Genomic DNA, 18,947 nt, shown 5'->3' on the forward strand with positions numbered 1-18,947 from the left:
CAGTCAATGCTCGGGCTTCCGTCCTGCCCGCCGACCGCCGACCGCCGCGGCCCCCGGCCGGCCGGTCCCGGGGCGGCCCCTGTCACCCCGGCCCGTACGCATCCCACAACTCCCCGGCGAAGAACCGCCCGAAGCGGACCAGCCCGGCGAGCGGCGCGGCCCCCGTCGTGCGCATGGTGGCCAGCTGCCGGACGAAGTCCAGGCGTCCCACCCGCACCACACCGGAGCAGAGGGGTGCCGACCGGGGCTCGTCGCCCGGTTCGTGCCGGCCCCGGTGGATCTCGACCGCCAGGGTGGTGGTGTCCGCCCACAGGTCGAAGCCCGGGTCGTCCCCCACCTCCTTGCGGCCGGTGAGGGTCAGCAGGTGGCCCCGGGGGCCGTCCAGGTGGAGGTGGTAGAGCATCCGCCGGCGCCCCGGCAGCCCGCTCGGCACGAAGAGGTTGAACCAGCCCTGCCGTACGGGCAGTCGGCCGCCCAGCGGTTCGCAGTCCACCGCGCCGCGCGCGGCGGCCCGGTGGTCCGGCGAGTCGATGAACGCGTCCACGTCGTCGACGGTGATGGTCAGTCGCAGGGTCAGCGCCGGCCCGTCGGTCAGCGCACCGCGCATGACCTCGGCGAACGTCAGGGCCGTGGCGGGCACCGGAGCCGGCCGGTGCGCCCGCCGGGACGGCCGGTGCGCCCGCCGGGACGGCCGGTCCTCCAGCAGCCGGGTGCACATCCGGTCCGCCAGTGCCGCGATCGTCAGCGACGGATTGACGCCGACCGGCCCGGGCAGCGCCGCCGCGTCCGCCACGTACAGGCGCGGGTGTCCGAACACCTCGCCGTACGGGTCGCAGACGGCGTCCTCCGGGCGGTCGCCGATGGGCGCGCCGCCCACCGGGTGGACGGTGACGACCCGCCGCCACCACCAGATCGGGTTGTCCAGGTAGCCCGTCCCCATCCCGTCGGCGAGCCGCCGCATCGTGGCGCGGACGCCCTCGTAGTACGCCCGGCTGGTGGCGGTGGTCCACCGGACGTCCAGCCGGCCGTCGCGCAGTCCCATCACCCCGTCGGGCACGTCCCGGCCCACGCCCAGCAGCGGCAGCACGCCGGGGAAGCCCTTGCCGGGCCCGAGCAGGGCGGCGATCTCACCGGAGAAGTTGCTGTCCGGTGATCCGAGGACCCGCTCCACGGCGAGGCCGGCGGCGAGGGCGGCCAGCCGTCCGGCGCCCCCGGCGAGCCGTACGCCCTCCGCGAGCCAGTTCAGGAAGCCCGGGTAGCCGCCGTCCTGCACGATGTGCCCGCGCCCGGTGTCCCCCTCCGGCACCCCGACCACTCCGGTGATCACCGGCCCCTCGTCGGGGCGCGGCACCGGGGTGCCCCCGCGGCCGTACAGGAACGTCAGCAGATCGCCGTTGCCGCAGAACCGGGTGCCCAGCGCCGGTCCCAGACCGGGCAGTCGCGCGCGGTTGGTCAGCAGCAGGTGGACGGTTCCGTAGGTCCCGGCCGCCAGCACCAGGCGGTCGCAGTCGATGTGGTGCCGCGGCAGGTCGGCGGTGCGCGCCGGGCTCCCGCCGTCCGTGTCGTGCACGACGTAACCGACGCGGTAACCACTGCCCAGCGGCTCCACCGTCACCGCCTGGTGCCCGGTCCGCAGATCGGCGCCGTGCCGGCGCGCGGCGGACAGATAGGTGTGGTCGAGGGTGTTCTTCGCGCCGCTGTTGCAGCCGAGGTCGCATTCGCCGGTGAGCCGGCAGGTGCTGCGCGGCACGCCGTGCAGGTTGCCGTACGGCGCGTCCGCGAGCGGCTGTCCGGGGCCGGGCGGCGCCCCGGGGTGCGGGGCGAAGCTGACCGCGAGCGGCGCCGGGGACCAGGGCAGCCCCGCCTGTTCGGCCGCCTTCCGCAGTGCCCGCGTCTTCGGCGTGCGGGCGTAGGGCCCGGTCTCGGCCGGGTACGGGACCGGGCGCAGCACCGCCTCCACCGCGGCGTAGTGCGGATCGAGGTCCGCGCGGGTCAGCGGCCAGGACTCGTGTCCGCCGCCCGGCAGTTCCTCCCGCTGCACGAACCAACGCGGGTCCTTGCGGAGCAGCACATTGGCGTAGATCAGCGAGCCGCCGCCCAGCCCGCTGGAGACGAGGGAGTCGCAGCCCCGGAACCGCCAGACGTCGAACAGCCCGTACAGCCCCTCGCTCGGGTCCCAGAGGGCCCGTCCCAGCTCTGCCGGGGTCCGGGGGAAGCTCCCCGGCGCGTACGCCCGGCCGCGCTCCAGGACGACGACGGACAGGCCCGCTTCCGCCAGCCGGAAGGCCGTCACCGAGCCACCGAAACCGGAACCGATTACCAGGGCATCGACCCGCTCGGGCCGCCCCGTCCCGTGTCCCACCGGCGTCTCGGCCACGACTGGTCCTCCCGGTTCCGCCCGGTTCGGCGACGGCCGCGCGGACCGCAGCGGCCGGACCTCCCAGTAGAGCAACGGTCCGCCGCGCCCACATCCGGAGCGCGCGGCGGGCGCCCGGGCATCCGGCGCAATCCCGCACATCCGACGTTAGTGATCAGGACAGTCGGGAACCCGTGTGCCGGCGGCCGGTGCCGGGGCCCTCGTGGTGTCCCTCGGCGTCCGCCGACGGCTTCCGGCCGCGGTCGCCCGACCAGTACGTCACACGGAGAAAGGCGGAACCATGCCCACTGCACGCGACATCATGTCCCCCGGAGCCGAGTGCGTCGGCGCCGAGGACAGCGTCCTCGACGCGGCCCGCAAGCTCACCGACCTCGGTGTCGGGGCGGTGCCCATCTGCGGTACGGACGACAAGCTCAAGGGCGTCCTGACGGACCGCGACATCGTGGTGAAGGTGCTGGGCCGGGGCAAGGACCCCGCGCAGACCAAGGCCGGCGAGCTGGCGCAGGGCGAGGCGGTCACCATCGGCGCCGACGACGGCACCGAGGAGATCCTCGCGACCATGACGCAGCACAAGGTCCGGCGCCTGCCGGTGATCGACGGGCACCGCCTGGTCGGCATGGTCGCGCTGGCGGACGTCGCCCGCTCGCTGCCCGACGCCAAGGCCGGAGACCTCCTCGAAGCCCTCTCCACCGACTGAAGCACCCGCCACCGGCCGAGGGCGCCGCGCAGGCGGTGCGGGGGTGCGGCCATACCGGACCGTAGGCACGATGGTGTACGCGGCGCGGGCGTACCTCCGTAAAACACCGTGAACCCCGGTTCGAACACCGGTCCGGTTATGGCGCGGCTCCCGCCGTACGGGTATACACGGGCCCACACGACGGGAGGCGCACATGACCATCGACGGTTTCACGACCTGCCTGTGGTTCGACGGGCAGGCCGAGGAGGCGGCACACCACTACCTCTCCATCTTCAAGAACTCCCAGCTGGGCAAGATCGCCCGCTACACCGAGGCCGGTCCGGGGACGCCCGGTGAGGTGATGGCCGTCGAGTTCGTCCTCAACGGCCAGAAGTTCATGGGGCTCAACGGCGGCCCGGAGTTCACGTTCAACGAGGCCGTGTCGTTCCAGGTCCGCTGCGCGGATCAGGAGGAAGTCGACTACTACTGGGGAAAGCTCAGTGACGGCGGTGAAGAGGGCCCCTGCGGCTGGCTGAAGGACAGGTACGGCGTGTCCTGGCAGGTCTTCCCCGCCGAACTCCTCGACCTGGTCGGCGACTCCGACCCGCAGAAGGCGAAGCGCGCCACCGAGGCGATGCTCCGCATGAAGAAGATCGACCTCGCCGCCATCCGCAAGGCGCACGCCGGGGAGCAGTAAGTCCGCAGGGCGGCGGGCACGGGCGGACGGGGCGGTCCGGCCGCCGCCCGTGCCCGCCGCCGCTCGTATCCGCTGCCGCCCGCGCCCGCCGACCGCGCCCCGACGGACGACGGGCGGGGACGGCAGTGCGGCGCCGGCTTTCGGCGGCCCACCCGATTGGCCGCCCCGGTGATGACAAACCGGGCGCATCGGGTAGTCAGCCTCCATGTTCCTCGCTGCGCCCCTGCCGGTCGAACCGCCGACCGCCGCCTCGCATCTGATCATCGGGATCGGCCCGCTCATCGCGGGCATCGTCATCGTGCTCCTGCTGATCGGTGCCGTGGTGTACGGGTACCGGCGCCGCGCGCGCAACAAGGACCGCCCGCCGCGCGCCCACGCGCGGCCCCGGGGCACCGCGGCCCGGAACGGAACGTCGGCGCGCGAGACCGACGGCGTGTCCCGGGACCGTCATCAGGAGACACCGACCGGGGTCGAGGACCTGGGCGAGTACGGAACCCGCCCGGGGAACCCGGACGACCCGCCGCCGTGGAACGAGGGGAAGAGCGGCTCGTTCGGCAACGGCTGAGGACCGCCGATGGTGTTCCGCCGGCGGAGGGCGCGGGCCCGCGCCGGGTACCTCGCCCGCACCGGTTTCGAGGCGCTGGACCGGCGGCTGCCGGTGGCCGAAGGGGCCAGGGCCCTGCTGCGCAAGGCGTTCCCCGACCACTGGTCGTTCCTGCTCGGCGAACTCGCGCTCTACTCCTTCCTCGTACTGGTCCTCACCGGGACGTATCTGACCCTCTTCTTCGATCCGGTGACCGCGCAGACCGTCTACCACGGACGGCACACCCCGCTGTCCGGCCTGCCCATGTCCCACGCGTACGCCTCCACCCTGCACATCAGCTTCGACGTCCGCGGCGGGCTGCTGATCCGGCAGATCCACCACTGGGCGGCCCTGGTCTTCATCGCCGCGATCTGCGTGCACCTGCTCCGCATCTTCTTCACCGGCGCGTTCCGCAAGCCCCGGGAATTCAACTGGGTCATCGGCGTGACGCTCTTCGTGCTGGCGACCCTGGAGGGATTCGCCGGCTATTCGCTGCCCGACGATTCGCTGTCCGGGACCGGCCTGCGCACCGCGAACACCATCGTGCTGTCGATCCCGCTCGTCGGGACGTACCTGAGCTTCTTCCTGTGGGGCGGCGAATTCCCGGGCACGGACCTCATCAACCGCCTGTACGGGCTGCACATCCTGCTCGTCCCGGGAATCATGGTCGCGCTGATCACGGCACACCTGATCCTGGTCGTCCACCTCAAGCACACGCAGTGGAACCAGCGCGGCCGAACGAACCGCAACGTCGTCGGCCGGCCGATGTATCCGCACTTCACCGCGAAATCCGCCGGACTGTTCTTCATGACCGCCGGCGTGCTGACGTTCCTCGGCGCACTGGCCCAGATCAACCCCGTGTGGGACTACGGACCGTACCGGGCCGACCAGGTCGCCACCGACGCCCAGCCCGACTGGTACGTCGGATTCCTGGAAGGCGCGCTGCGCCTCATGCCGCCGTGGGAAACCGACATCTGGGGCCACACCGTCCTGTGGAGCGTGCTGATTCCGGCGGTGATTCTGCCCGGGCTGTTCTTCCTCGTCCTCTATCTCTATCCGTTCTGCGAGAAGTGGGTGACCCGGGACGGCACGGAACACCACCTGTGCGACCGGCCGCGGAACCGGCCCACGCGGACCGGACTGGGCGTCGCCGGAATCGTCTTCTACGCGGTGCTCCTCGCGGCCGGCGGCAACGATGTGACCGCCTTCGTCTTCGGCGTCTCGGTGAACGCCCTGACCTGGTTCTTCCGCATCACCCTGGTGGTGGGCCCGGTGCTCGCGTTCCTGCTCACCAAGCGGATCTGCCTCGCCCTGCAGAGCGAGGACCGCGACGCGCTGCTGGCGGGGGAGGAGACGGGCGCGGTGGCGCAGGACGTGAGCGGCGGCCTCGACGAGGGACGGCGCGGTCTCTCCGCCGACCACCGGTACCGGCTGCTCGTCCGCGACGTCCCCGAGCCGCTGCCGCCGCCCGCGGACCCGGCGCGCCTCGCCCGGCGGCAGCGGGCGCGACTGGCGCTGAGCAACTGGTACCACCGCGACCGGGTCGAGCTGCCGGTCACCCCGGAGCAGCGGGAGCGTATCGCCGAGCGTACGGCGGGGCCGGACCGCGGACCGCAGGACCGGGACGGCGACCGTACGTGATGCTGTACGGGAGTACCCACGTGATTCCGTACGGGAGTACCCACGTGATTCCGTACGGGAGTACCCACGTGATGCCGCACGGGAATGCATACGAGTGCTGTACGGAAACGCACGCGGGAACGCTTGCGGACGCCGTACGGAATCCGTCACGGATGCCCGGAGAATTCCAGCACTATGCCGATGACACCCGCCACCAGCAGCCCGGCCCCGATGACGAACAGCCACAGGCCGAAGACGACGCCCAGCGCGGTCAGCGCCACCGCCAGGCCGGTCAGCGGGGGATAACCGCTGCGGGGCGGGAAGAACCCGAGGCCGCCGGACCGTTCGCGGATTTCCGCGTCCTTGTGGTCCTCCGGCCGCTCTCCCCGTTTGTGATGGTTGAGCGTGCAGAAACCGCTCACGAGCGAGGACATCAGGAAGGACACGGCCAGCGCCGCCGTACCGGCCGGTTCCGCGGACCAGAAGGCGTAGCCGAGGCCCGCCACGAAGAAGAATGCCGCCACTCCGGCGAACAGGAATGCCTCGGTCTTCACATGTGCCGCTCTCTGTGCGGGTCGGGGGTCGGTTCGGCCGCACCGCGCTGCGGGGCGGGCAGCCGCAGCACCTCGGGGTGGTGCAGGTCGAAAGCGGGAGAGTCGGACCGTACGCGGGGCACCGCGTGGAAATTGTGCCGGGGCGGCGGGCAGGACGTGGCCCACTCCAGCGACCTGCCGTAACCCCATGGATCATCCACCGTCACCTTCGGCGCATGGCGCGCCGTACGCCACACGTTGTACAGGAAAGGCAGCGTGGAGAGCCCGAGCAGGAACGCACCGATGGAGGAGAGCGAGTTCAGTACGGTGAATCCGTCGGCCGCCAGATAGTCCGCGTAGCGCCGGGGCATTCCCTCGGAGCCCAGCCAGTGCTGCACCAGGAAGGTCAGCTGGAAACCGGTGAAGAGCGTCCAGAAATGGATTTTCCCCAGCCGTTCGTCGAGCAGACGGCCCGTCAGCTTCGGCCACCAGAAGTAGAAACCGCCGAACATGGCGAAGACCACCGTGCCGAAGAGCACGTAATGCAGGTGCGCGACGATGAAGTACGAGTCGGTGACGTGGAAGTCCAGCGGCGGCGAGGCGATCAGCACCCCGCTCAGCCCGCCGAGCAGAAAGGTGACCAGGAATCCGCCGGCCCACAGCATCGGCGTCTCGAACGACAGGCTGCCCCGCCACATGGTGCCGATCCAGTTGAAGAACTTCACCCCCGTCGGCGCCGCGATCAGGAAGGAGAGCAGGGAGAAGAACGGCAGCAGTACCGCGCCCGTGGCGAACATGTGGTGCGCCCACACGGTCGCCGAGAGCATGGTGATGGCGATGGTCGCGCCCACCATGCCGATGTACCCGAACACCGGCTTGCGGCTGAACACCGGGACGATCTCCGTGATCACCCCGAAGAACGGCAGGGCGACGATGTAGACCTCCGGGTGCCCGAAGAACCAGAACAGGTGCTGCCACAGGACCGCCCCGCCGTTGGCCGGGTCGTAGACGTGCGCGCCGAACTTCCGGTCCGCCTCCAGGGCGAGGAGCGCGGCGGTCAGCACCGGGAACGCCAGCAGCGCCAGGATCGAGGTGAACAGCACGTTCCAGGTGAAGATCGGCATCCGGAACATGGTCATGCCCGGGGCCCGCAGGCACATGATGGTGGCGATGAAGTTGACCGCGCCCAGCGTGGTGCTCAGGCCCGCCACGACGAGCCCCATGGTCCACAGGTCGCCGCCGGCGCCCGGCGTGCGCAGGGCGCTGTTGAGCGGCGCGTAGGCGAACCAGCCGAACGACGCGGCACCCTGCGGCGTGAGGAAGCCCGAGACCACCATCAGGCCTCCGAACAGGAACAGCCAGTACGTCAGGGCGTTGAGCCGGGGGAACGCCACGTCGGGGGCGCCGATCTGCACCGGCATGACCGCGTTCGAGAACCCGGCGAACATGGGCGTCGCGAACAGCAGCATCATGATCGTGCCGTGGATGGTGAACAGCTGGTTGTACTGCTCGTTGCTGACGATCTGCAGACCGGGCCGGGCCAGTTCGGCGCGCATCAGCATCGCCAGTGCGCCCGCGAACAGGAAGAAGCCGAACGCGGTGACGAGGTAGAGATTGCCGATCACCTTGTGGTCGGTGGTGGTCAGCCAGCGGCGCACCGCACGGCCCACCGTGTTGCGGGGCGCCGCGGCCGCCTCCGTACGCGTGCCCTGCTCGACCTGGACCACCAGCAACCTCCGCCCGGCCCGCGCCGCAACCCGGCACGGGGACGCCGACACGTACCGCGCCGCACGCGCGCGCCGGGCCGGCGCACGACCGCCGCCCGGCACTGACAGCCTGGCACCGGCACGGCCGGATTCCCGGTGCCCACGGGGCGGGGCGGGCCGCCGCCACCCGGAAGGGTGCACCGGTGCCCCCACGGGGAGGGCACCGGTGCGGGAGCGTACGGCGGTGGGAGGCCGGTGGGCCGGGCGCCGGGCCGTTCGTGCGCGGCTCAGGCCCGGCGCGTCCGCTCGGCGGTCGCCGGGCCGCGGCGCAGGGAGAACAGCCGGAGCAGCAGTCCCGCTCCGCTCGCGGCGGCAGACACCCGCTCCCGGGCAGGGGCGGGCACGGGGGTCTTGTCCTGGGCGGCTTCAGATGCTTGCCGCCCGGGACCGGACGAAGAGCCGTGGTCCGGGGTCGCGGCGGGGCCGTGTCCAGGACCGGTCGCGGCGGTGGCCGCGGGGCGGACGCGCTCCGGGCCCGGCCCGGGGTCGTCCGGCGCGTAACTCAGGGCGCGCAGGTAGCCTTCCAGCGCGCGTTGGGGATCGATGGGCATGACGCACCTCTCCTGCTGGTCGCAACTGCGGTGTGCGGGAGCGTTCGCGCCTCTCCGGTGCGCCGTCGGGGGACGGCTGCCCGGCCGGTCCGTCCGGGCCGGTACCTCCGGAGCGCGGCGGGAACGCGGCCCGGTCAGCAGCGCAGGACGGTGTGGTGCGCGCGGGCGTTGGCGTCGTTCCGTACGCCCGGCCGCAGATCGGCCCAGCGGGTGAGCAGGCGGGCGGTACGGCCGGGGCGGCACGGGAGCGAGGGGGCCAGGGGCTGCGCCGTGGGGGAGCGGTCCGGGCGGCCCGCGCGGGGCGACCGGGGCCCGGCCTGGGCAACGCTGTCGTCGGCGGCGGTCTTGGCCGGAGCGGCAGCGGCGACCTCGGACTGCCCCGAGGCCGCTTCCACGGCGGCGGGCGCCGCACCGCACAGGGCGAACAGCACCGCGATCAGCATCAGGAGACCGGCCCGCGCCACGGACCGGCGCCTCCGACGTCCCCCAAGGTTCATACACAAAGAGTAGTCATTCGATTACTGTTCGCGCATGTCGTCGAATGGGTGAGTTTCCCGCGGTGGGGGCTGTCGTAACGGAAGCAGTCATGCTCGGAAGCCGTCGTCCCCGGTGGGGCCCCGTCGGCCGAGCGGGCGCCGTCATCCGGTAGGGGTGAGGTGCGGGCTCGTGCGTGTCGGCGGCGCGCCCAGGGGAAAGGGTCGGGTAATGGCCCGTCCGCCGCGCGGCACCACGTCCCGGGCAGTGGTCGCCGGCAGGCAGGCTCCCGCCCGGCTCCGCCGTCGGGGAGCCACCGGGTCACCGCACCTCACCGCGCCTGGAGTAGCCGTGCCCGTGCAAACCGTCCCGCTCCGTCCCGTCCCCGGCCCGCGCGGTCTGCCCTGGCTCGGGAACCTGCCCGCCTTCGGCAAGGACCCGCTGGCCTTCCTGGCCCGCCTGCGGGACGAGTTCGGCGACGCCGTGACGTGGTCCTTCGGCCCCCGGCGCAGCCTGTTCCTCTCCCACCCGCAGCACATCGCCGAATTCCTCGGCTCCCGGGACCACTCCTACGACCTCCTGGAAGCCGGCTGGGCCTTCCGGCAGATCGTCGGTGACAGTGTCATCCGCAGTACGGGCGCCGACTGGCGCCGCAAGCGCGGCCTGGTCCAGCCGGCCGTCCGTCCGCGCCAGGTCCGCCGCTACGCTCGGACCATGGTCGACAGCGCCCTCGGGGCGGCCGGCCGCTGGCGCGACGGCGAACGTGTCGACGTACAGCGGGAGATGACGCTCATCACCCAGCGCGTCGTGCTCCGTACCCTGTTCGGCAACGACCTCGGAGACCGGACCCGTGCCCTCGGCGCGGCGATGGCCGTGGCCGAACAGGCGATCGCCACCGAGATCCGCAGCCTCGGCCTCTTCCTCCCCGACCGGGTGCGCACTCCCTACCGCCGGCGCCTGCTCGACGCCATCGCCACCATCGACGCCGAGGTGCACCGGCTGATCGCCGCACGGGCGACCGGGGCGCGCGCGGGCGACGGCGACGGTACGAACGGCCGGGTCGACCGGGGCGGCGACCTGCTGTCCCGGCTGCTCGAAGCGAGGGACGAGGAGGGGCGCCCGCTGTCCGCCAAGGAGGTCCGCGACGAGGCGGTGACGCTGTGGGCGGCCGGCCACGAGACGACCTCCACCGCGTTGACGTGGATCTGGCACCTGCTGTCCCGGTCGCCCGAAGCGCGCGCCCGCCTGGACGACGAACTCGACCGCGTCCTGGGCGGCCGGCCGCCCACCGTCGAGGATCACGAACGGCTGCCCTGGACCCGGCAGATCGTCAAGGAGGCCCTGCGGGTCTACCCGCCCGCCTGGCTCGTCCCCGCCGTGGCCAGGGAGGGTGCCGTCCTGGGCGGCCGCCTCATCCCCGCCGGTACGGCGGTGTGGTGCAGCCAGTGGACGGCCCACCGGGACCCGCGCTGGTTCCCCGACCCCACGGCGTTCCGCCCCGAACGCTGGGACCCGCACGCCCCGGACGCCATCCCCGATCACGCCTGGTTCCCGTTCGGCGGCGGTCCTCGTGGTTGCATCGGCGCCCGGTTCGCCCAGGTGGAGGCGGCCCTGCTGTTGGCCACTCTGGCGCAGCGCTTCCACCTGGACGTCACCCCGGAGAAAGTGCCCCACCGGGCGGGCCTGCTCATCCAGCCCGCCGTGCCGCTGATCGCCACCTTGCGCGCACGCCCGTATCCGTGACCGAGCCACCGGGAGGACACCGGTGTCCGGCCGTCAGCCCAGAATCCCCAGCTCGGTGTCCGGGCGGCAGCCGTAACACGCCTCCACGCCCCGGCCGAGGGCGTCGACCGCCTGCTCGCGGCTGATGGCCCGGCCGCGGGCCTGGCTGCACCCGCCGGCGTGGACGCGGACGGGACGCCCGTTGCGCCCGCCGAGCCGTTCGGTCTCCAGCAGCCAGTCGGGCCGCGGCGGCCGGACCGGTACGGGCCGGTTCCGCTCCTGCTGTTCGAGGAACTGGATGCGGGCCCGGACCGCGGAGAGCTGTAGGCGCAGCCACGTCTCCAAGGTACGGAGGCGCGGCAGGTCAGGGGGCAGTTCGCTCACGTGTTCGAGTCTAGCGTCTGGCCTGCCGGGCGGACCGGTCCGTACGGCGGCCGGGCCGTCAGGCGTCGCTGCCGGTGGGGGCGGGCTCGGCCGACGACGGGGCCGCGCGGGCCGGAGTCCGGCAGACCACCGCGGCGCACACCAGGGCGGCGGCGATGCCGCCCAGGTGGGCGCGGCTGGAGAGGGTGGAGGTCAGTACGCATTCCAGGGAGAAGGTCAGCACCGTACCGAAGATCAGGACGGGGGCCCGGCAGGCCCATCCGACGCAGATCAGCAGCCCCACCACGGCCGCGGACGGCCCGGTGTCGGCCAGCATCGCCTCGTCCGGGGGGACCGCCAGCGGGTGGCCGGGGCCGAGGGTGAGCAGGAAGCGGGCGAACAGCGTCGCCGCGGCCGTGACCGCCAGTGAGACGGCCGCCGTACGCAGGGTGCCGAGGACACACTCGGCCACCCCGAAGATCACGATCACCTGGGCGAGGGCGCCCCACCACGGCAGTCCCGGCGCGGGTGCGAAGAGCGAGAGCGGCAGCCGCAGCGGCACCAGCCAGAGCGGGACGTCGGCCCGCACCCCGCCGAGCGCCCAGACCAGCCGGGAGCCGGCGTCCGTCAGGGCGAGGGCGTGGCAGGTGATCACGAGGATCGCGGACGCCGTGGTCAGCGGTACCGCGGCCAGACGTCGACGGCACAGTGCGGCCCAGGTCGGACCGGCGACACGGTGCCACTGCGCGAGGAGGGCCCGCCCGGTACGCGCCGTCAGGGCCGGTGCGAGCTTGCGCGCCCTGTGGTCCACCGGTGCGCCGGCCGCCCGATCGGGGCCCGCCGGGTGGTGCGGCGGGCGTCCCGGCGCGCGCGAGGGATGCCGTTTCGGTTCCGGCAGGGCCCGTTCCCGGCGCGGAAGGGGCCACCACGCGCCGGTCACGGGCGGGTCCTGTTCGTCATCGAGCCTCCGACGGGAACCGGCGACTGCGTCGCGGTTCGGCGATCGTGATCAGTCGTGTCTCACTGGTTGCCCACTCATTCCCCCGTACGGCTCCCGAGGCCCGTCGGCCTCCGGCACTTCACCCCTTCGCCACGGGTGCCCCGCCGTGCCGCGTGCATGTCGGCCACCCGGCGGCAGCTGAACAGGCGTCAGCCCGCCGGTTCCGGGTATGCGCCCGGCCGCGACCCGTCCCACGCCTCCGTCCTGCGAAGATGTCAAAATACGACGTTCCTCGTACAATAAAGCTCCCCGGCTGAAAACCGACCGCCCGGAGCCGACTTCCAGGAGCCGCCATGCCGACCACCACGACGACATCCGCCGACCGGCCGGGCGCCCGTGCCCTGGACCACCCGGACGTCGCGGCGATCCGCCTCGAAGACGTCCTGCACGCGCTGGCCGACCCGATGCGGCTGCGCATCGTCCGCCGTCTCGCCGCGGCCGAGGGCGAACTGTCCTGCGCCGTCATCGACCTGCCGGTCAGCAAGTCCACCTGTACGCACCACTTCCGGGTGCTGCGCGAGCACGGCGTCATCAGCCAGATCTACCGCGGTACGGCCAAGATGAACGTGCTGCGCCGGGCGGACCTGGACACCCTCTTCCCCGGCCTGCTCGAACGGGTGCTGGAGGCGGCGGAACTCCAGGACAGGCGGCTGGGCGCCTGAAGGGGCGCGGGGGCGCGAGGTCTCGAAGAGGCGGGGAAGGAGGGGGACGAGGCGTCCGTCCAGACCTGACGGGAACTCGTACGTGTACCTGGATCTGTACCTGCGCCCGTTGCCGTACGCGGGCCTGTGCCTGTACCGGGGCCGGTACCCGAAGCAGTACCTGTCCCCGGACCCGGAGCAGTACCTGTACCCGAGGCCATACCCGCAGTCGAATACGTACCCGCGCTCATACTCGCCCGGCACCCGCTCAGCGCTCCCGTCTCCGCCTCAGTCCCGGTCCCCGTTCCCGTCCCTCTCCATATCCCCGTTCCCGTCCGCGGCGGCCACCAGCAGCCCCGGCCAGTCGGCGATCTTCACGGTCGTCCGTCCCAGTTCGCGGCCGAGTGCGGCCTCCGCGGCCTCGATACGCAGCCAGCCCGGCCAGGGGACGGGGTGCTGCCCCGCCTGTCGCAGCACGGCCAGCGGGTCGTCCGGCAGGGGCTCGCGCGCCAGTACCTCCGCGTCCGCCAGCAACGCGGCAGCGGTCTGCTTGGCACACGGCCGGTTGGTACCGATCACGCCGGTCGGCCCGCGTTTGATCCAACCCGCCACGTACTCGCCGGGGGAGGGCACGCCGTCCCGCAGTACCCGGCCCTCCGCGTGCGGCACCGTCCCGGTCGTCGCGTCGAACGGCAGGCCCGGTTGCGGCGTCCCCTTGTAGCCGACCGAGCGCAGCACCAGCTGCGCGGGGATCTCCTCGTACCGCCCGGTGCCCGTGACGCCGCCCAGCCCGTCCGGCACCGTCCGCTCGAACCGCACCGCGCGCACGCCCGACTCCGGATCACCGAGGACTTCGACGGGCCGGAGGAAGAACCGCAGATGAATCCGGCGCCGCGCCTCACGAGCCACCCCCGGCGCATCTTCTGCCCCTCCACCCCCTCCCATCCCTTCTGCCACCTCCGCCCCTTCTTTCCCTCCTGCCTCCCCTGCCTCCCTCGTCTTCCCGGCCCAGTTGCGCAGCACCTCCAGATTGCGCCGGTTCACCGCGGGCAGCCCCGTGGAATCGCCGTACGCCGGGTCCAGTGCCAGCTCACCGGGCCGTACGACCACATCCGCACCCGGCAGCGTGCCCAGTTCACGCAGCTCCTTGGTGGTGAACTTGGCCTGCGACGGCCCCCGCCGCCCCACCATCCACACGTCCTCGATCCGGCTCTCCGCGAGCGCGCCGAGCGCGGCCTGCGGCACGTCCGTGCTCGCCAGCTCGTCCGCCCCGCGGGCGAGAATCCGCGCCACGTCCACCGCGACGTTGCCCACGCCGATCACCACCGCGGACCGCGCGGCCAGCGGGAAGCGGCCGTCCGCCGCGTCCGGGTGCGCGCTGTACCAGGAGACGAAGCCGGTGGCGGAGTGGCTGCCGGGCAGGTCCTCGCCCGGGATGCCCAGGTGCCGGTCGGTGGCGGCCCCCACGCAGTACACCACCGCGTGGAACACGCGCCGCAGCTCCCGCGGCCCCAGGCCGTCGGCTCCCACGTCGACGTTGCCCAGGAAGTGCACACGCGGGTGCTCCAGCACTGTACGGAGGTTGTGCTGGAGCGATTTGATCTTCTCGTGGTCGGGCGCGACCCCGTAGCGGACCAGTCCGTACGGGCACGGCAGCCGGTCGAGCACATACACCTCGACGTCCGGCACGGCCTCCTGCCCGACCAGCGCCTGAGCGGTGTAGACGCCACTGGGTCCCGACCCGATCACTGCGACACGAAGCACGGAAGGCCCCTTCCCGCGGAGTACTTCCAGAATCGCACTGGTGTGGGGTACGCGGGAGGTGTGCGGCCGGGGTTGCTCGGCAGGGGCACAGGGGGCGTCGCGGTGGCGTCACGAGGAGTGAATCCCGTACGGGCAACACCCTTCACCCGCCGGAGCGAATCCCACCACCCGCCCGAGCCAGGCCGGCGAGCCGTACGTCATGGGGTGCGTCAGCCGTGGAGTGCGTCTGCCATGGGGTGCGTCTGCCATGGGCCGCGCCCGCCACGGAGTGCGTCCGCCATGGGGCGCCGCCGTGCGCCGTGGCCCGCGCGTCGTGCCTCCGTACGTCCGGGGCGTGCCTCCGTACGTCCGGGCCGCCCACCGCGCATCCACCAGGGCGAATCGAACGGAATCATCCCCCCCCAGCCGGGGGTTACCCAAGGGCGGCGCGCCAGAACCGCCCCGCCTCCCCCGCCCACCCCACCCAGCACCGATTCCCCGCGCCCCGCTCCTCCCGAACCTCCCCGCTCCCCCCACCCTCTCCGCCCGTTCACCCTTCCGCCGCCGCACCTTCCCGCCCCAACACGGGCGGCTGTTCGCTCAGCGGGGGCGGGCTCTTCGCCTGGTGCTCGCTCGGCGGAAGCGAGTCCTTCGACAGCTGTTCGTGCAGCGGTGTGGTGACATCCGGCGGTGGCCCCAGGAGCGGGGGCGGACCTTCGAGCGGCGGTTCCGGCCCTTCGCTAGGTGGCACTCCCAGCTCCCAGTCGAGCCCGTACCGCTGGAACAGCTCGGCCCGCAGTCGTGCGGCCGGCATCGGCGCCCCTGGAAGCAGCACCGCCACCACCGCCCCCATCAGCAACGCCCGCAGCAGCCGGTAATCCGTGTCCGCGTCCTTCGAGCCGTACCGCTCGACGGTGTCACGCAGCAAGAACGCCAGCCGCTGCTGCTCGGGGCACTGGATGAAACCTTCCGCCGTCAGAATCCCGGCCATGTGCGTACGCATCAGCAACGGACGTTCCTGCGCCAGCCCGAGAATCGCGTCGATCGCCCGCGCCAACAGCTCCCGGCCCGCGTCCGCGCCCACCGGGGCGGGTTCGCGCTCCAGAGCCGCTTGCAGCGAGCGGTGCATCAGCCGGTGCACGGCGGACTGCAGCAGCTGCCGCTTGCCCGGGAAGTAGTACGAGATCAGCCCACGCGCAGAACCGGCACGGGAGGCGATGTCCCCGAGCGTCGTCGCCTCGTACCCGCGCTCGTCCACCAGCTCGACGGTCGCCTGCAACAAGCGCTCCCGGGAACGCCGCCGCAACTCTTCATTGACCGAGGGGCTGCGGGGGGACATGCTGTTAACTCCTGCGTTGACTGGCTGGGAGCCAATATACTCAGCAGGTCTCCGGATGTCCGCCCCGACGCGGCCAGGACTCCGGTCGAGCTGCCTGAGTCGGGCGACGCGGGGGATCGCCCGACTCAGGCCCGCGTGACGCCGATCGCACCGTCTGTGGCCTGCGTCTTTGCAGGTCACAGACGGTGCGGCGGGTTGGGGTGGGTGGCGTCTTCCAGGGCCGTGCCGCGTCATGCAGTCGATCCTCCCCAACCGCTCCCCAGGGACTTCCTCTTTCGCGCCGATGGTGGAGCGCGACTGAACAGTCTTTCCGGCGGGCCCCGGTGCGCACGCTAGGTGACTTGGATGCTCTGCCTCGGAGTGGCCCATTCGAAGCCGCCCTCACGCTGGAACTCCTGCCCGGTGACCAGGCCGCCGTAGCGGCGCTGCGCACGGCTCGGCGCAAACAAACGGTTGCCGACGTCCTGCGACGGCAGGAGACGGAGGCGCTGGCCAGGGAACTCGCCAAGCCCGCAGCGGTCCTGACGCAGTGGATCGAGCATGACCACGTGGTTCGAGCAGGACCACATCGACTGCGCGCACCCGCTGCCCGACACCGCCGTGCGTGAGATCGCGCAACCCTTCGCCCGGTACCGCCCCGCACATGAGCGGACCATCGAATTCGAGGCACTCGAAGTGGTCAGGAGCTTCCTGGACAGTTTCCCTGACCTGTCCCAGAAACAGATGCTCTACGCGCTCCTGGCCGGAGGCATGCACCACGTCATCAGCAGGGGTCTGCATGCCACCCCGAGGTCCTGACGGCAGCCCTGCCCCGCTCTGCGCGGTCCCGGCCGGTTCATCGGCGGCAGTGGTCCAGGCGGGCGGGGGTGGGCCAGCGGACGTCGGTGGCCCAGCCGAGGCGTTCGAAGAGGCGGATGGCGGCGGCGGTCGGGTCGAGCTGGCCGCGGTCGACGCCGTGGCGGGCGCAGGTGGGGTCGGCGTGGTGGAGGTTGTGCCAGCTTTCGCCGAAGGAGAGCAGGGCCAGCGGCCACAGGTTGGTGGCGCGGTCGTGGCGGCGGGTACGGAACGGGCGGGTGCCGACCATGTGGCACAGCGAGTTCACGCTCCACGTCACGTGCTGGAGCAGGGCAACGCGTACGAGGCCGGCCCACAGCAGTGCCGTGAGAGCGCCGTGCAGCGTGCCGCCGACGCCCCAGCCGATGGCGAACGGCAGCGCGAGGCTGAGGGCGCACCATGCGGGGAAGGCACGGGAGACGGCGCGCAGCCCGCGGTCGGCGAGCAGGTCGGGGGCGTAGCGTCCGGCGGGGACGGTGGCGCTGGTTTCGCGGTGGAACAGCCATCCGACGTGGGCGTGTGCCAGGCCGCGGAGCTGACCGCGCAGGGTGGTGCCGTAGCGGAACGGCGAGTGGGGGTCGCCGGGGCGGTCGGTGAAGGCGTGGTGGCGCCGGTGGGTGGCGACCCAGCCGATCACATCGCCCTGGAAGCTCATCGAGCCGGCCACCGCCAGGACGAGGCGCAGTGGCCGGATGGCGGTGAAACTGCGGTGCGTCAGGCCCCGGTGGAACCCTGCGGTGACGCCCAGGCCGGTGACGACGTAGAAGACGAGGGCGATGAGGAGGTCGGCCGGACCGAACAGGCGTCCCCACAGCACCCAGCCGGCCAGGACCACGGCCAGCAGGGGAAACGCCACGATGACCCCCGTCAGGACCATCTGGAGGCGCTGGGCGCCGGTACGGGGGCCGCGCCGTCCCTCCAGGAAAGGGGAGGTTCCGTCATAAGCGCGTCGGCTCCCGGGCCGTTCAGGTGGTGCCTGGGGCGCGGTGGTCGTGGTCATGCGTGGCTCCTCGGCCTGTTTGGAGGGGTTCGGTCCGGCCGGGGTCCTGGGCCTGCAAGGTAGGGGGTTCCCAAAACGGCGGGAGGCGGCACGCTGTGGGCTGCCGCGAGTGGCCGTCAGGCGGGGAGACGGTGCGGGCCGTAGCCTGCTGGGCTGGTCTGCGTTCCGGTACTGCTGCCTGTGCGGGAGGCGTTGGCCATGATGCGGCCGGCCTGGTCCGCCGGGGTGTCGGGCGCCACGACGAGCAGGTCGCACCGGCCGGTGCCCAGGGCGAGCAGGCAGACGCTGTGGCGGTGTCCCATGCCGATGGACCGGCTGATGTGGATCACCCGTCGGCCGAGCACCAGGCGGTGGGGGCCGGTGTCCCACATCGAGTTGTCGACGGTGACCCGGGTGATACGGCCCCAGCGGGGGGCCAGCGCATCGAGCAGGGGCGGCAGTTCGGTGGCGAGTTGCCGGGTGCGCGGCCACCACGCGCCGTCGATGCGGTGCAAGCCGGTGCCCTGGGGGAGAACGGCTAGCCGGGCGGGAAGGGACCGTTGAGGGGCGGTCGGGGGCACGCTGGTGGTGGTCATGGCGTCAGCCTCTCTCCGGACGGTTCGTCCGGGGTGGTGGGTGCGGACGGCCGCGGGACGGCGTTCGCGAGTTCGTCGTGGTGGGGCCGGCCTGCGACCGGCCACGGCCGTGGCGGCTCCGTGGCGCCGGGGGTGCGGGTGGTGTCGACCGTGAGGTGGAGTCTGGTGCCGCCGTCGGGCGCGTCGGGGTAGCTGCGCTGCTCGGCGCCGGCGTAGTGGTCGCGCAGCGTCTGGGCGACCAGGCGGGCCGCTTCGGGGGTCGCCGCCTCGATGCGGACATCGACGTGACCGGGTGCCGCCGTGGGCCCCTGGGTGGCCCCGGCGGGTTGCGGACGGGCAGTGGTGCGCTCGGGGTGGTCGGTCAGTGGGCGGTGGGTCATGAGTATCTCCTTCCGGGCCGCACGGAGGCGGCGTCGGGGACGCGGTGGTCCGTAGGGGCGGCCGGAGAGGAAA

General features: G+C 72.6%; 20 protein-coding genes. 7 read left to right on the top strand and 13 right to left on the bottom strand.

Annotation, left to right across the window (positions count from 1 at the left end):
- Positions 1-82 precede the first annotated feature (82 nt).
- Complete coding sequence (locus ACH4FX_RS31200; protein ID WP_398484596.1) at positions 83-2,377, bottom strand: GMC oxidoreductase; 2,295 nt, start codon at positions 2,375-2,377, stop codon at positions 83-85.
- Between the two features lie 280 nt (positions 2,378-2,657).
- Here ACH4FX_RS31200 and ACH4FX_RS31205 point away from each other — a divergent pair, with 280 nt between their 5' ends.
- From ACH4FX_RS31205 to ACH4FX_RS31220, 4 genes are all read left to right on the top strand, one after another.
- On the top strand, positions 2,658-3,074 hold the full coding sequence (locus ACH4FX_RS31205) for a CBS domain-containing protein (protein WP_398484598.1): 417 nt from the start codon (positions 2,658-2,660) through the stop codon (positions 3,072-3,074).
- Between the two features lie 193 nt (positions 3,075-3,267).
- Positions 3,268-3,750, top strand: coding sequence for a VOC family protein (locus tag ACH4FX_RS31210; protein ID WP_398484600.1), 483 nt, complete (start codon positions 3,268-3,270; stop codon positions 3,748-3,750).
- Between the two features lie 205 nt (positions 3,751-3,955).
- Positions 3,956-4,315, top strand: a complete 360-nt coding sequence (locus ACH4FX_RS31215) for a DUF6479 family protein (protein ID WP_398484602.1) — start codon at positions 3,956-3,958, stop codon at positions 4,313-4,315.
- Between the two features lie 9 nt (positions 4,316-4,324).
- Complete coding sequence (locus tag ACH4FX_RS31220; protein ID WP_398484604.1) at positions 4,325-5,974, top strand: cytochrome bc complex cytochrome b subunit; 1,650 nt, start codon at positions 4,325-4,327, stop codon at positions 5,972-5,974.
- A 146-nt stretch (positions 5,975-6,120) separates the two neighbouring features.
- Here the strand turns inward: ACH4FX_RS31220 and ACH4FX_RS31225 are convergent, their stop codons facing one another.
- The 4 genes from ACH4FX_RS31225 to ACH4FX_RS31240 all read right to left on the bottom strand — a co-directional run bounded on the left by ACH4FX_RS31225 (position 6,121) and on the right by ACH4FX_RS31240 (position 9,300).
- Positions 6,121-6,507: a cytochrome c oxidase subunit 4 gene (locus tag ACH4FX_RS31225; protein WP_398484606.1), complete on the bottom strand. Its 387-nt coding sequence runs from the start codon at positions 6,505-6,507 to the stop codon at positions 6,121-6,123.
- The gene (gene ctaD, locus ACH4FX_RS31230) at positions 6,504-8,156 is read right to left on the bottom strand and encodes a cytochrome c oxidase subunit I (protein ID WP_398484779.1); all 1,653 of its coding nucleotides are present in this window, start codon (positions 8,154-8,156) and stop codon (positions 6,504-6,506) included. The genes ACH4FX_RS31225 and ctaD overlap by 4 nt, the downstream gene beginning before the upstream one ends.
- Positions 8,157-8,479: 323 nt before the next feature.
- Positions 8,480-8,803 (bottom strand): hypothetical protein, encoded by a 324-nt coding sequence (locus ACH4FX_RS31235; protein WP_398484608.1) that lies wholly within the window; start codon positions 8,801-8,803, stop codon positions 8,480-8,482.
- A gap of 134 nt (positions 8,804-8,937) precedes the next feature.
- The gene (locus ACH4FX_RS31240) at positions 8,938-9,300 is read right to left on the bottom strand and encodes a hypothetical protein (protein WP_398484610.1); all 363 of its coding nucleotides are present in this window, start codon (positions 9,298-9,300) and stop codon (positions 8,938-8,940) included.
- 334 nt (positions 9,301-9,634) lie between these two features.
- On the opposite strand from ACH4FX_RS31240, the gene ACH4FX_RS31245 reads away from it, so the two are divergent.
- Positions 9,635-11,020: a cytochrome P450 gene (locus ACH4FX_RS31245; RefSeq protein WP_398484781.1), complete on the top strand. Its 1,386-nt coding sequence runs from the start codon at positions 9,635-9,637 to the stop codon at positions 11,018-11,020.
- A gap of 33 nt (positions 11,021-11,053) precedes the next feature.
- Here the strand turns inward: ACH4FX_RS31245 and ACH4FX_RS31250 are convergent, their stop codons facing one another.
- Positions 11,054-11,383 (bottom strand): DUF6233 domain-containing protein, encoded by a 330-nt coding sequence (locus ACH4FX_RS31250; protein ID WP_398484612.1) that lies wholly within the window; start codon positions 11,381-11,383, stop codon positions 11,054-11,056.
- A gap of 58 nt (positions 11,384-11,441) precedes the next feature.
- Positions 11,442-12,173 (bottom strand): hypothetical protein, encoded by a 732-nt coding sequence (locus ACH4FX_RS31255; RefSeq protein WP_398484614.1) that lies wholly within the window; start codon positions 12,171-12,173, stop codon positions 11,442-11,444.
- A 482-nt stretch (positions 12,174-12,655) separates the two neighbouring features.
- On the opposite strand from ACH4FX_RS31255, the gene ACH4FX_RS31260 reads away from it, so the two are divergent.
- Positions 12,656-13,024 carry an ArsR/SmtB family transcription factor gene (locus ACH4FX_RS31260; protein ID WP_398484616.1) on the top strand — a complete coding sequence of 123 codons (369 nt, stop codon included), beginning with the start codon at positions 12,656-12,658 and terminating at the stop codon, positions 13,022-13,024.
- A 267-nt stretch (positions 13,025-13,291) separates the two neighbouring features.
- Here ACH4FX_RS31260 and ACH4FX_RS31265 read toward each other — a convergent pair whose 3' ends face one another.
- The 3 genes from ACH4FX_RS31265 to ACH4FX_RS31275 form a co-directional block, all read right to left on the bottom strand.
- Positions 13,292-14,767 carry an FAD-dependent oxidoreductase gene (locus ACH4FX_RS31265; protein ID WP_398484618.1) on the bottom strand — a complete coding sequence of 492 codons (1,476 nt, stop codon included), beginning with the start codon at positions 14,765-14,767 and terminating at the stop codon, positions 13,292-13,294.
- A 529-nt stretch (positions 14,768-15,296) separates the two neighbouring features.
- Positions 15,297-16,085 (bottom strand): TetR/AcrR family transcriptional regulator, encoded by a 789-nt coding sequence (locus ACH4FX_RS31270; RefSeq protein ID WP_398484619.1) that lies wholly within the window; start codon positions 16,083-16,085, stop codon positions 15,297-15,299.
- Positions 16,086-16,417: 332 nt separating this feature from the next.
- Positions 16,418-16,627, bottom strand: a complete 210-nt coding sequence (locus ACH4FX_RS31275; protein WP_398484621.1) for a hypothetical protein — start codon at positions 16,625-16,627, stop codon at positions 16,418-16,420.
- Between ACH4FX_RS31275 and ACH4FX_RS31280 the strand changes: the two genes are divergently transcribed.
- Positions 16,626-16,883: a hypothetical protein gene (locus ACH4FX_RS31280; protein WP_398484623.1), complete on the top strand. Its 258-nt coding sequence runs from the start codon at positions 16,626-16,628 to the stop codon at positions 16,881-16,883. The two genes, ACH4FX_RS31275 and ACH4FX_RS31280, sit on opposite strands and share 2 nt — an antisense overlap.
- Before the next feature lie 37 nt (positions 16,884-16,920).
- Here ACH4FX_RS31280 and ACH4FX_RS31285 read toward each other — a convergent pair whose 3' ends face one another.
- From ACH4FX_RS31285 to ACH4FX_RS31295, 3 genes are all read right to left on the bottom strand, one after another.
- Positions 16,921-17,919 carry an acyl-CoA desaturase gene (locus ACH4FX_RS31285; RefSeq protein WP_398484625.1) on the bottom strand — a complete coding sequence of 333 codons (999 nt, stop codon included), beginning with the start codon at positions 17,917-17,919 and terminating at the stop codon, positions 16,921-16,923.
- 116 nt (positions 17,920-18,035) lie between these two features.
- The gene (locus ACH4FX_RS31290) at positions 18,036-18,494 is read right to left on the bottom strand and encodes a DUF5994 family protein (RefSeq protein ID WP_398484627.1); all 459 of its coding nucleotides are present in this window, start codon (positions 18,492-18,494) and stop codon (positions 18,036-18,038) included.
- A complete protein-coding gene (locus tag ACH4FX_RS31295) occupies positions 18,491-18,874 on the bottom strand; it encodes a hypothetical protein (protein ID WP_398484629.1) in 384 nt (127 codons plus the stop codon). The genes ACH4FX_RS31290 and ACH4FX_RS31295 overlap by 4 nt, the downstream gene beginning before the upstream one ends.
- Positions 18,875-18,947: the final 73 nt, after the last annotated feature.

Source organism: Streptomyces sp. NPDC018019 (genome assembly GCF_044327805.1).
Lineage (GTDB): Bacteria > Actinomycetota > Actinomycetes > Streptomycetales > Streptomycetaceae > Streptomyces.